This window comes from Arthrobacter sp. K4-10C (assembly GCF_059090085.1).
The window spans coordinates 214,103-226,226 of sequence record NZ_JBNHFI010000001.1; the positions used below are offsets into that span (position 1 = coordinate 214,103).

Sequence of the window (12,124 nt, forward strand, 5' to 3'; positions counted from 1 at the left end):
GGTGATGCCGGCCGGGCGGGGATCGGAAGCGGTGCTCACAGTGCCCTCTTCCTGGGTCCGGGGACCTGGGCATCGGAGTCCCGGAGGTACAGCGGTGTGGAGTCCAGGAGGCCGTTGCCGGCGGCCAGCCGGGCCAGCGCGAACTGGCCCAGGTACAGTGCGTCAGGCTGTTCCCGGGCGAAGTCGGGGTTCGCCTGCAGCGCGTCTGCATAGAGCCCGGCTCCGGCCCCGAAGGCGGGCAGGTCCGGCAGGTCCGCGGCGAAGCCCACGTGCGGCCCGTCCTCAAGGCGTGGCAGCTGCCCGTCGGCCAGGCTGTAGCGGGCCCAGTACACCTCCTTGCGCCGGGCGTCGGTCACCACCAGGAATTCGGCTGCGGCTGCGGTGGATTCCGCCACTTCAAGGGCCACGGCGTCCAGGCTCATGAGTCCGTACAGCGGCTTTCCCCAGACAAAACCGAGGGTACGTGCCGTCGCAATTCCTGACCTCAGGCCTGTGAAGGGCCCCGGTCCCACACCAACCACCAGGGCGTTGATGTCCTGCCCCGTGACGCCGGCGCCGGCTAGCATTTCCTCGATTCCGGGTGCCAGCACTTCGGCGTGGCTGCGGGTGTCCTCGGTGGAGAAGCTGGCCACCACGCCTTCAAGTGCGTCATCGGATACGAGCGCGGCGCTGGCCACGGCGGAGGTATCGATCGCGAGGATCAGCATCAGTTGCTCCCTTCGGCGGTGCCCAGTCCGGGGGCAGCCGGCCAGCGCGGGCCGTATCCCCGCATGACGATGGTGCGGGGCTCGTCCGTGTCCTCAGTGTCGAAGTCGAGGCTCTCCGACAGGCTCTCCGTCTGGCCCCCCGTGGAGGACGGACCGGAGGCGGGGCCGGCACCCACCCCAACGGCACCCAGGCCAATGGCGCGGTGGAGGTCGACTTCGAGGCGGCTTTCACTCAGGTGCTCCACCCGGTCGTGTCCCCATTCGACTACCGTCACGGAGGTGTCCAAGGTATTTTCCAGGTCGATGTCGTCAATTTCCGCGGCTGAGCCGAGGCGGTAGGCATCCACGTGGACCAGGTCCGGGCCGCCGGGCCGGGGACCGTCGGGCAGGTTGGGATGGATGCGCACCAGGACGAACGTGGGCGAGATGATGCCGGCGCGGACACCCAGCCCCTCCCCCAGGCCCTGGGTGAAAGTGGTTTTACCGGCACCCAGTTCGCCGGAAAGGACCAGCAGGTCCCCAGCCTCCAGCACCCCGGCAAGCCGTGCACCAAGCGCGGCGGTCTGGTCCGCCGTCGTCGCGGTGAAGGTTTGTTCCCAATTGGGCACGGCGCGCTGGTCGACGGCGGTCACGCGGCTCCCTCCCGGTGCAGGGCAGCGGCGTGCTGCACGGCGGAGGGGTCCTGTTCGTTGATGAAGCGGCGCGGGACCCGCGGGCTGATCCGGGTGACGATCTCGTAGTTGATGGTTCCGGCGGCGCGGGCCCAGTCATCTGCGGTGGGGCCGCCGTCGTCACCGCTGCCGAAAAGTTCTGCTTCGGCACCCAGCAGCGCGGCACCGGCCGGACCGGCGTCGCCAAGGTCGATCACCATCTGGTCCATGGCGATCCTGCCCACCACCGGGTAGGTCCTGCCGGCCACGCGGACGGGACCGCCGGTGGCGATGCGGGGCACGCCGTCGGCATAGCCCACGGGGATCAGGGCAAGGGTGCTGCGGCCGCTGGTGTGGTAGCGGAGGCCGTACGAAACGCCCTGCCCGTCCGGCACCTCCTTGCACTGCGACACCAGGGTCCGGAGCGTCATGGCCGGCCGGAGCCCGAGTTCCGCGGCGGTCTGGCCGTCGAAGGGTGAGAGTCCGTAAATGCCCAGGCCTGCGCGGACCAGGTCGAAGTGGGTGTCCGGCCGGGACAGTGTGGCGGGCGTGTTGGCCAGGTGGCGCACTTCGGGGTCGACGCCGGCGTCCTCGGCAACAGCCAGTGCTTCCCGGAACGCCGCCAGCTGCTGGTCCGTTTCGGGCCGCTCCGGTTCGTCGGCCACGGCAAGGTGGGAGAAGATGCCCACCACGCGCAACAGCCCCTGGTCCTGGTACTCCATGGCTTCGCCCACCACATGGTCCCAGGTATCGAGCGTGGCCCCGTTGCGCCCCAGGCCAGTATCGACTTTCAGGTGGACCCGGGCCGGGCGTTCCTGCTCCCGTGCCGCTGCCACAATGCGGTCAAGTTCCCAGCCGGAGCACCCGATGTCGACGCCGGCAGCCACCGCCGCGCCGAAGTTGCTGTCCACCGTGTGCAGCCACGCGAGCAGCGGGGCATCGATGCCTGCGGCCCGCAGCGCGAGGGCCTCGGAAATATGGGCCACCCCCAGCCAGGAGGCACCGGCTTCGATGGCCGCGCGTGCCACGGGAACGGCACCATGGCCGTAGGCGTCGGCCTTGACGACGGCCATGACCTTCGCCGGCGAGGCAGCGGCAGCGAGCCGGCGGACGTTGTGCCGGATGGCCTCCAGGTCGATCACGGCTGACCGCTCGTGGCGCGGGTCCGGTCCGGGGGCACCGCTGGATTCACCGGTTGTTGCGGGGTAAGTCACCTTAGTGATTCTAGTGCGGGCGGTTCCGGCCGAATAATCGCGGCGGCGCGCACCGGATTCCGGAACCGGGACGGACGGAAGTCCTGCCGGCACATGCCGTCGGGCCCAGGCAGATCCCGGGGGCGCCGCCGTCGGGCGTTAAGCGTCCGAAAAGTGGGCGATGGTGGCCGCGGCCCTGCGCTGGGCGGCGAGCGGAACGTCCTGGACGATCTCCGCGAGGAAACCGAAGCGGCGCAGCCACTGGCTCATCTGCCGCTCCGGCCGGGCGTTTGCGCGCTTCCACCAGTCGGCGATGTCTCCCCAGCCGGGGGCGGCGAGTGATCCGCCTACTTCCTGCACCGCCAGCGAGGCGCACAGGTTGGCGAACCGCAGCCTGTTTCCCAGCGGCCACCCGGCCAGGCTGCCCACGATGAACGCTGCGTCGAAACAGTCACCGGCGCCGGTGGGATCGAACGCTTTCACGGGCAAGGAGGGCACCCACTCCTCTTCCCCCGTTTCGGAATCCACCGCCATGGCCCCTTGCGGGCCGAGCGTCACCACAGCCACCGGAACCCGGTCAGCCAGGGCGTACAGGGCGGTCCAGGGATCGTCCTTTCCGGTGAAGGCCATGGCCTCGCGCTGGTTGGGCAGGAACGCGTGGAAGTACTGCAGGTTCTGCAGCCGCACCGGTGCCCACTCCCCGGTGGGATCCCAGCCGACGTCGCCGAACAGCTTGACCCCCGCCTGGTGCGCCGCCTTCGCCCACGGCTCCACCTCCACGCCCACCTCCGCAATCCCCGCGAGCGCGGGTGGTGGGTTGCCGATCAGTTCCGAGGACGTCACGGGGGGTGCGTGGCCGTGCGTCACCATGGACCGGTCCTTTTCCACGCACAGGGAGACGGTCACGGGCGAATGCCAGCCAGGGACGCGCCTGGACAAGCTGAGGTCCACGTGTTCCTGGCTGGACAGGATCTTCCAGTTGAAGTCACCGTAGCCGTCGTCCCCGAACGCGGCGGCGAGTCCCGTGCGGAGCCCCAGCCGGGCCGCGGCGATGGCCTGGTTGGCCACGCCGCCGGGGCAGCTGCCCATGCCGTCGCTCCAGATTTCGGTACCTGGTTCCGGGCCGTGCGGCAGCCCGGTGAAGATGATGTCCTGGAAAACGGTCCCGGCCAGGAGGACATCGAAGCCCGGCTCCTCGGGCGAGCGGACGGCCGCCAGTGGATCGAAAGGGCGGGCTGGGATGGCGTCCATGTCCGGCACGATACGCCCTGCCGCCGACATCCGGTAGGGGAGGCCGCGCATTGCGGTAGGGCAGGCCGCGCATTGCGGTACGGGCAGGCGGGCGCCGGGCCTAGACTGCTGGTTATGCGGCTTCTCATTGCCGGCGGCGGGGGTTTCCGGGTGCCGCTGATCTACCGGGCACTCACGTCCGGCCGCTTTGCCGGGCTGGTCAGCGACCTGGTGCTGTACGACGTCGATGCCTCCCGCCTGGACGCCGTCACCGCCGTCCTCCGCAGCATGCCCCCCGGCCCGGGAGCAGGCCTTCCGGTCCGCGCCACCACCAGCCTTCCGGAAGCGCTGTCAGGGACCCAGATGGTGTTCGCGGCGATCCGGCCGGGCGGCACGGCGGGGCGCGTTGCGGATGAGAAGGTTGCGCAGGACCTCGGGCTGCTGGGTCAGGAAACCACCGGCGCCGGCGGAATTTCCTACGCCCTGCGGACCATCCCGCACATGCTCGGGCTGGCCCGGTTAATGAAGGAACACTGCCCCGAGGCCTGGCTGATCAACTTCACCAACCCGGCCGGCATGGTCACCGAGGCGCTGGTTCCGGTGCTGGGTGCCAGGGTCGTCGGGATCTGTGATTCGGCGGGCGCCCTGGTGCAGCGGGCGGCACGGGCTGCAGGCGTGGTGTTGCCGGACGGACGGCTCGACGGCGTGGGCTACTACGGGCTGAACCACCTGGGCTGGCTGTACGGGCTGGAGTCCGGCGGCCGGGACGTCCTGCCGGACCTGCTCGCAAACCCCGAAGCGCTTCAGTCCTTCGAGGAGGGCCGGCTGTTTCCACAGCCCTTCCTGGCCAGACTGGGCGCGCTTCCCAACGAGTACCTGTACTACTATTACCGGCTCGACGACGCGCGGCAGGCAATGCGGGCAATGGCCAGCACGCGCGGGGAAACCATCCACAACCAGCAGCAGGAGCTGTATCCGCAGCTGGCCGCCGCCGGCCCTGACGCATACCGCCTGTGGGAAGAGGCGCGCCGTTCGAGGGAGGAGGGCTACCTGGCTGAAGCCCGGGCCGAAGACGAGCACCGGGACGAGGATGACCTGGCCGGCGGCGGTTATGAACGGGTTGCCCTGGCTGCCATGCGCGCCCTCTCAGGGGCCGCGGACACGCAGCTGATCCTGAACACGCGCAACTCCCTTCCCGCCACTGCTGCGGCACCCGCTGGCCAGGCCGCCATCCCCGGGCTGCCGGCGGACGCCGTCGTCGAACTTCCCTGCACGGTGACCCCCGGCGGCGCCCTGCCGCTGCCACAGGCGGAGCCTGCGGAAGAGCAGCTCGGGCTGCTTCGCCGGGTCAAGGAGGTGGAACGGCTCACGGTCCTGGCCGCAACGGAGGGCAGCCGGGACGCGGCCCTGGCCGCGTTCGCCCGGCATCCCCTGGTGGGTTCGCCCGACCTGGCTGCGGCCCTTCTGGCCGGGTACGAGCAGGCCTTTCCCGGGCTGCGGAAGATGTGGGTCGGGACGGGCAGCTGACACACAACGGCGGGCGTTAAGGGAAGGAGTAGTGTTTTATCGAACGCCCAATGATCCGGCGCGCACAGTACGAGCCGGTGGCCGGAAGGAGGTCCCGTGGCATTGATCCGCAGGGTCGCTTTACTCTCCCTCCACACCTCCCCCATGGAGCAGCCGGGGTCCGGTGACGCCGGCGGAATGAACGTTTACATCCGCGAACTGGCCTCGGCACTGGCCGAAGCAGGCGTTGAAGTGGAGATCTTCACCCGTGCCACCTCCGCCGGGCAGCCCGCCGTCGAACACCCCGATCCCGGTGTCTGCGTGCACAACGTCCTGGCCGGGCCGCCCAGGAAGATTCCCAAGGAGGAACTTCCCGGGCTGCTGCACAGCATGGTGGCCGAGATCGAGCAGATCCGCCGCCGGCAGCCGCACGGACGCTACGACGTCATCCATTCCCACTACTGGGTGTCCGGTATCGCCGGGCTGGAACTGTCCGAACTGTGGGGCGTTCCCCTGGTCCACACCATGCACACGATGGCCAAGGTCAAAAACCTGCTGCTGCAGTCCGGTGAGCAGCCTGAGCCCCGGCGGCGCGAGCTGGGCGAGCACCGGATCGTGGATGGCTCTGCCCGGCTGATCGCGAACACAGCTTCCGAGGCTGCAGAACTCGTGTCCCACTACGGCGGCACATACGACCGGATCGACATCGCCCCGCCGGGCGTGGACCTGAGCACCTTCACACCGGCATTCCGGACCCGGTCCCGGGCAGAACGGGGCATCGATCCCGGCACGTTCCACCTGCTGTTCGCCGGCCGCATCCAGCGGCTGAAGGGGCCGCAGATCCTGGTCAAGGCAGCGGCACTGCTGCGCCGGCGGCGGCCGGACATCAACCTGCGGCTCACCATCCTGGGCTCGTTGAGCGGGAACAAGGAGTTCAACCTGCGGCGGCTGGTTGCCGAGGCTGGAATGGACGACGTCGTCACGCAGCTTCCGCCGGTCAAGGCACCGGAGCTGGCGGCCTGGTTCCGGGCGGCCGACGTTGTGGTGATGCCGTCGTTCAGCGAATCCTTCGGGCTGGTGGCCCTGGAGGCGCAGGCCTGCGGCACTCCCGTCGTTGCCACGCGAGTGGGAGGACTTTCACGGGCCATCTTCCACGGCCGCACCGGGCTGCTTGTGGACGGGCATCACGCCGCGGACTGGGCCGATGCGCTGGAGGCCCTCTACGACGACCCCGCCACCCGGCAGGACATGGGCCGTGCAGCGGCGATCCGGGCGCAGAACTCCGGCTGGTCCCGCACCGCCGCCATTACGCTCGAAAGCTACCACGCCGCCGTCGACAACCATGTGGGGCACCGGCTGGTGCCGGCGGTTCCCGCATCCTGAAGGCTGGCGCGCCGGGGCTTAGAGGCCGGTTTTACCGGGTACGGTACCTGTGACGCACAGGAAAGGACGATGATGTCTGGTTTCCCCTCCGACCTTGAGATAGCACGCGCCGCACGGATCCGGCCGATTCCGGAAATAGCCGCCGCCGCGGGGATCAACGCCGATGCGGTGGAGTTGTATGGGCGGTTCAAGGCGAAGATCGACCCCGCCCGGCTGGACGCCCCGCCCCCGGCCGGGAAGGTGGTGCTGGTTTCGGCCATGTCCCCCACGCCCGCGGGTGAGGGGAAGTCCACCACCACGGTGGGCCTTGCCGATTCTCTTGCCCGGGCCGGGCACAAGGTGATGATCGCGCTGCGGGAGCCGTCGCTGGGTCCCGTCCTGGGCATGAAGGGCGGCGCGACCGGCGGCGGCTACTCCCAGGTGCTGCCGATGGACGAGATAAACCTGCACTTTACCGGCGACTTCCACGCCATCACCTCGGCGAACAACGCGCTGATGGCGCTGGTGGACAACCACATCTACCAGGGCAATCAGCTGAACATCGATCCGCGCCGGATGACCTTCAAGCGGGTCTTGGACATGAATGACCGGGCCCTGCGGGAAGTGGTCATCGGGCTGGGCGGGCCCGCCCAGGGGGTCCCGCGCCAGGACGGGTTCGACATCACCGTGGCCTCCGAGATCATGGCGGTGTTCTGCCTCGCCACGGACCTCGCCGACCTCCGCGAGCGCCTGGGCCGGATCACGTTCGGGTACACGTTCGACAGGAATCCGGTGACGGTGGCCGACCTTGGCGTCCAGGGGGCGCTGGCGCTGCTGCTGAAGGAAGCCATCAAGCCCAACCTGGTGCAGAGCATCGCCGGCACTCCCGCACTGGTGCACGGCGGCCCGTTCGCCAACATTGCCCACGGCTGCAACTCGCTGATTGCCACCCAGACGGCCCGCCGGCTGGCGGACATCGTGGTGACCGAGGCCGGCTTCGGCGCGGACCTTGGCGCGGAGAAGTTCATGGACATCAAGGCCCGGATTGGGGCTTTGGCTCCTGCGGCCGTGGTGGTGGTGGCCACGGTGCGGGCGCTGAAGATGCAGGGCGGGGTGGCCAAGGACCAGCTGACCCGGCCGGACCTCGCCTCGCTGGAGGCCGGGGTGGGGAACCTGCGACGGCATGTCCGCAACGTGGAGAAGTTCGGCGTGACCCCGGTGGTGGCCATCAACCGGTTCTCCTCGGATTCCGCCGAGGAGCTCGAGTGGCTGCTGGCCTGGTGCGCGGCGGAGGGCATCCCCGCCGCCGTGGCGGATGTCTGGGGGCGGGGCGGCGGCGGGGACGGCGGCGATGAGCTCGCGGCCCTGGTCGCCGGGGTGGTGGCGCGTCCCAACAGCTTCCGGCACCTCTATCCTCTGGAGCTCTCTGTGGAGGACAAGATCCGGACCATCGTGCAGGAGATCTACGGGGCGGACGGCGTGGACTTCTCGGTCCCGGCCCTGAAGCGGCTGGCCGACATCGAGCGGAACGGCTGGACGGGGCTTCCGGTGTGCATGGCCAAGACCCAGTACTCCTTCACGGACGACGCCTCCCGGCTCGGCGCCCCCAAGGGCTTCACCATCCACGTCCGCGACCTGCTGCCCAAGACCGGCGCGGGCTTCATCGTGGCGCTCACCGGAGCGGTGATGACCATGCCCGGCCTCCCGGCCGTCCCCGCGGCCCTGCGCATGGATGTGGACGAGGCCGGCAACCCCGTCGGCCTCACCTAACCTCCCCTTCCCCCACGCTCCCTGACATCCTGCGCCCTTTCCCCACGCTCTCTCACATCCTGCGCCCCTTTGGACAACCATCGATCACTTATGGCGGCTTCCAACGGAGCCCTATTGCAGTGGCCAGGGGCCCTTTTGGAGTACAGGACCGGCCTTGGCAGGGCGCCTGTGGATAACTTCCGCCGTCTGTCGGCGGTTTGAATAAGAATGCAGTATGCGAAGCAGCCCTCCCTTACCGGCAAACCTGGCACATTCTCCGTTCACCCTCGCGGATGCAGCCGCAGTGGGTGTAACACGCCAGCGTCTGCGGAGCGGCGCCGTCGAGCATGTCAGCCGCGGCCTGTACCGTCCCTCCTCGTGGGACTTTCAGCTGGAGGAGGCTGCACGTGCGCTATCGAAGGCTACACCGGGGGCCTGGATATCCCATGTCACGGCTGCACGCCTCCGCAATTCCTGCCTGCCGCCGTGGCTGTCTGACTGCAGCGAGTTGCATCTCAGTAAGCCACGAGCCCTGCCCCCCGTCCGGCGGAAAGGAATTTGCGCCCACACTGTATTGGTCGCCCCGGGAGAGGTGGAGATGGTAGACGGCATATGGTTGAGCACCCGATCCCGGACGTGGCTGGACATGGCACGGATACTGCCCCTCAACCACTTGGTGGCCTTGGGTGATGAACTTATCCGGATACCCCGTCCCGACTTTGAAGGCCGGGCACACGCCCATGCTTCCGTTGCTGATCTGCGGGCTATGGTTGGGCGACACCCCAATCTCCAAGGGATCGTTCGTGCCAGGCAAGCGCTGGACCTGATGCGTGTGGGCGCGGACTCGGCACCGGAGACCTTACTCCGCCTGGCCATACTCGACGCGGGCCTGCCTGAACCAGAACTGCAGATATACCTCCGGCCGGAAGATGACCGTTCCCCGTCCGCGGACCTGGGTTTTCGACGGCGGCGCGTTGCCATCCAATACGACGGCGGCCATCACCTTCAAGAGCCTCAGCGACTGAGCGACCGGCGAAGAAACAAGGCCTTTGAAGCGGCTGGATGGACTGTCCTGATGTTCGACAAAGGGGACTTGCAGGACGGGTTTTCCACTGCAATAAAGAAAATAAAACGGGCCATCAGGACTTCACCTATGGATCCTCCTGCCGCCTCCGGGTTTGCCAGTGCCCTCTAGCGCCGTTCCGCCATGTAGGCCGCCGCGCGCACCCGCCGTCGGACTTTCTGCCCCGCGGGACGGCCGGACGACGGATCGCCCTTCGCCCCGGAGCAGGGACAGGTAAAGGGCACCCACGCCCAGCAGTACGAGCGCGGCAACAAAGATGGCTGTGCCAGGATCGGACATGAGGAGCTCCGGAATGCTCCGGCCCGGGACGCCGATGGCGAAACCGAATGCGATGACAATCCCAACGTAGCTGCCGATCATGTTGCCGCGGTGAGCGGGAATGTTGCGCCGGATCGCACTGACGAGGCCGAGCGTGACGGTGAAGATGGTGAAAGCTGACAGCGCGTGCAGCCAGCTGAAGTGCCCCTCGGTGACGATCCCGAAACTGCTGAAGCACACGTAATACATGGCAGCCACCCAGAGGTAGCCCATTGTGCGGTGGATGCGGTCCCGCCGTCGTCGAAGAATTTGTACTGGCCCGATCCCCAAAACAAAAAGGGCGGCTACAACGTGGCTCACAAGCAAGACATCCCAATGTTCCATACGTCTAAGATAGAACCACTATCCAATAGGTGTACATCAAGATAGTCGAGCCTTTGGCAGCTATCTTGTGACGGAGGGCGCCATGCAACTCAAGGAGCTCAGCGAGCTCACCGGCACGTCACCGGCCAGCATAAAGTACTACCTGCGGGAGGGGCTCCTGCCTCCCGGCGAATCGGTCCACGCAACGCGGGCCCGGTACTCGGCCAGCCATGTGAAGCGGCTGAAGCTGATCCAGGCGCTGCGGCAGATCGTCGAGCTGACGATCGAGCAGATCCGGGGCATCCTGGCGTTAGCCGACGACGGCGTCCCCCACCTAGCGCTGCTTGCACACGTCCAGCGCGTGGTCCTTGGGCTGGGCTCTGACGGCGGCGAGATCGCCCGCACGTCTGCGGCAGACGCCGTCGTAAGACTACGGAAGTGGCCGGACGTGGACAGCGACGCCCGCGCCGCCCTCGACCGGCACATCTCGCGGATGGAGGGGCTTGGAATTGAGCTCCCGATCGATCTTCTCGATCAGTACAGCAGCGCCGTAGACGCGATCGCCGGGCTGGACCTGGCGGCAACCACTGCAGAGAAAGACACGGACAGCGTCATACTCACCGCTGCGGTAGGGATGCACATGCACTCACAGCTGATGCTCAAGCTGCTGGCCCTGGCACAGGCCAGCCATGCAATCCGCCGCTTGGATGGCGGCGCCGGCCCCTCAACGCCGAACGCTCCCCCGTCAGAAACGGAGGAGCGTTCGTTGGAAACCCGCCACACGTGAGAGAGCGTTCGTTGGAAACCCGCCAAAAGTGGGAGAGCGTCCGGGAGGGGTTAGCGCTCCAGGTCGCCGCGGATGAAGGCTTCCACCTTTTCGCGGGCGAGGTCGTCGTTGAACTGCTCCGGCGGCGACTTCATGAAGTAGCTGGACGCGGAGAGCAGCGGGCCGCCGACGCCGCGGTCCAGGCCGATCTTGGCGGCGCGGATGGCGTCGATGATCACGCCGGCGGAGTTTGGCGAGTCCCAAACCTCCAGCTTGTACTCGAGTGACACAGGTGCGTCGCCAAAGTTGCGGCCCTCAAGGCGGACGAAAGCCCACTTGCGGTCATCGAGCCACTGGACGTAGTCGGACGGTCCGATGTGGACATCCTTGGCGGCCAGCTCGGCCTCGACGTTTGAGGTGACGGCCTGGGTCTTGGAAATCTTCTTGGACTCCAGGCGGTCGCGCTCCAGCATGTTCTTGAAGTCCATGTTGCCGCCGACGTTCAGCTGGTACGTGCGGTCCAAGGTGACGCCGCGGTCTTCGAACAGCTTGGCCATGACACGGTGCGTGATGGTGGCACCGATCTGGCTCTTGATGTCGTCGCCGACAATCGGCACACCGGCGGCGGTGAACTTGTCGGCCCATTCCTTGGTGCCGGCGATGAAGACGGGCAGCGCGTTGACGAATGCAACGCCGGCGTCGATGGCAGCCTGCGCGTAGAACTCGGCGGCGTCCTGGGAACCGACGGGCAGGTAGCAGACCATGACGTCGACCTTGGCGTCCTTGAGTGCCTGGACCACGTCAACGGGCTCTTCGGTGGACTCCTCGATCGTCTCGAGGTAGTACTTGCCCAGGCCGTCCAGGGTGTGTCCGCGCTGGACTGTGACCCCGGTGGGCGGCACGTCGGCGATCTTGATGGTGTTGTTTTCGCTGGCCAGGATGGCATCGGCCAGGTCGTGCCCGACCTTCTTGCCGTCGACGTCGAACGCGGCGACGAATTCAACATCACCCACGTGGTACTGGCCGAACTCAACGTGCATCAGGCCCGGGATGGTGGTGTTGGGGTCGGCGTCCTTGTAGTAGTGGACGCCCTGGACCAGCGAGGCGGCGCAGTTGCCTACGCCGACGATGGCAACACGGATCGGATGTGAAGACACGGAACTCCTTTGAGGACAAAACGTCAGCCGGCCGGGGTGCGTCGGGGAGGATTGCGACGGCGGCCGGCTGGTACGGCGCCGCGCGGCGCCTTTTCATAG

At 67.6% G+C, this 12,124-nt stretch carries 11 protein-coding genes; 5 read left to right on the forward strand and 6 right to left on the reverse strand.

Annotated elements, in window-relative coordinates:
- Window positions 1-35 precede the first annotated feature (35 nt).
- The 4 genes from tsaB to AC5RUU_RS00955 form a co-directional block, all read right to left on the reverse strand.
- The gene (tsaB, locus tag AC5RUU_RS00940) at window positions 36-707 is read right to left on the reverse strand and encodes a tRNA (adenosine(37)-N6)-threonylcarbamoyltransferase complex dimerization subunit type 1 TsaB (protein WP_493973358.1); all 672 of its coding nucleotides are present in this window, start codon (window positions 705-707) and stop codon (window positions 36-38) included.
- Window positions 707-1,339 (reverse strand): tRNA (adenosine(37)-N6)-threonylcarbamoyltransferase complex ATPase subunit type 1 TsaE, encoded by a 633-nt coding sequence (gene tsaE, locus AC5RUU_RS00945; protein ID WP_493973359.1) that lies wholly within the window; start codon window positions 1,337-1,339, stop codon window positions 707-709. The genes tsaB and tsaE overlap by 1 nt, the downstream gene beginning before the upstream one ends.
- Window positions 1,336-2,571: an alanine racemase gene (alr, locus tag AC5RUU_RS00950; protein WP_493973360.1), complete on the reverse strand. Its 1,236-nt coding sequence runs from the start codon at window positions 2,569-2,571 to the stop codon at window positions 1,336-1,338. Before alr ends, tsaE begins: the two co-directional genes overlap by 4 nt.
- 138 nt (window positions 2,572-2,709) lie before the next feature.
- On the reverse strand, window positions 2,710-3,801 hold the full coding sequence (locus AC5RUU_RS00955) for a carbohydrate kinase family protein (protein ID WP_493973361.1): 1,092 nt from the start codon (window positions 3,799-3,801) through the stop codon (window positions 2,710-2,712).
- A gap of 114 nt (window positions 3,802-3,915) precedes the next feature.
- Here AC5RUU_RS00955 and AC5RUU_RS00960 point away from each other — a divergent pair, with 114 nt between their 5' ends.
- The 4 genes from AC5RUU_RS00960 (at window position 3,916) to AC5RUU_RS00975 (ending at window position 9,592) form a co-directional block, all read left to right on the forward strand.
- Window positions 3,916-5,307 (forward strand): family 4 glycosyl hydrolase, encoded by a 1,392-nt coding sequence (locus tag AC5RUU_RS00960; RefSeq protein ID WP_493973362.1) that lies wholly within the window; start codon window positions 3,916-3,918, stop codon window positions 5,305-5,307.
- A gap of 96 nt (window positions 5,308-5,403) precedes the next feature.
- Window positions 5,404-6,669 carry a D-inositol-3-phosphate glycosyltransferase gene (gene mshA / locus AC5RUU_RS00965; RefSeq protein ID WP_493973363.1) on the forward strand — a complete coding sequence of 422 codons (1,266 nt, stop codon included), beginning with the start codon at window positions 5,404-5,406 and terminating at the stop codon, window positions 6,667-6,669.
- Between the two features lie 72 nt (window positions 6,670-6,741).
- Window positions 6,742-8,418 (forward strand): formate--tetrahydrofolate ligase, encoded by a 1,677-nt coding sequence (locus AC5RUU_RS00970; RefSeq protein ID WP_493973675.1) that lies wholly within the window; start codon window positions 6,742-6,744, stop codon window positions 8,416-8,418.
- An 805-nt stretch (window positions 8,419-9,223) separates the two neighbouring features.
- Window positions 9,224-9,592 (forward strand): endonuclease domain-containing protein, encoded by a 369-nt coding sequence (locus AC5RUU_RS00975; protein ID WP_493973676.1) that lies wholly within the window; start codon window positions 9,224-9,226, stop codon window positions 9,590-9,592.
- On the opposite strand, the gene AC5RUU_RS00980 is transcribed toward AC5RUU_RS00975, so the two are convergent.
- On the reverse strand, window positions 9,545-10,099 hold the full coding sequence (locus AC5RUU_RS00980) for a DUF2306 domain-containing protein (RefSeq protein WP_493973364.1): 555 nt from the start codon (window positions 10,097-10,099) through the stop codon (window positions 9,545-9,547). The two genes, AC5RUU_RS00975 and AC5RUU_RS00980, sit on opposite strands and share 48 nt — an antisense overlap.
- 106 nt (window positions 10,100-10,205) lie before the next feature.
- On the opposite strand from AC5RUU_RS00980, the gene AC5RUU_RS00985 reads away from it, so the two are divergent.
- Window positions 10,206-10,889 carry a MerR family transcriptional regulator gene (locus AC5RUU_RS00985; protein WP_493973365.1) on the forward strand — a complete coding sequence of 228 codons (684 nt, stop codon included), beginning with the start codon at window positions 10,206-10,208 and terminating at the stop codon, window positions 10,887-10,889.
- A 50-nt stretch (window positions 10,890-10,939) separates the two neighbouring features.
- Here AC5RUU_RS00985 and AC5RUU_RS00990 read toward each other — a convergent pair whose 3' ends face one another.
- Window positions 10,940-12,025 carry an inositol-3-phosphate synthase gene (locus tag AC5RUU_RS00990; protein ID WP_493973366.1) on the reverse strand — a complete coding sequence of 362 codons (1,086 nt, stop codon included), beginning with the start codon at window positions 12,023-12,025 and terminating at the stop codon, window positions 10,940-10,942.
- Window positions 12,026-12,124 lie beyond the last annotated feature (99 nt).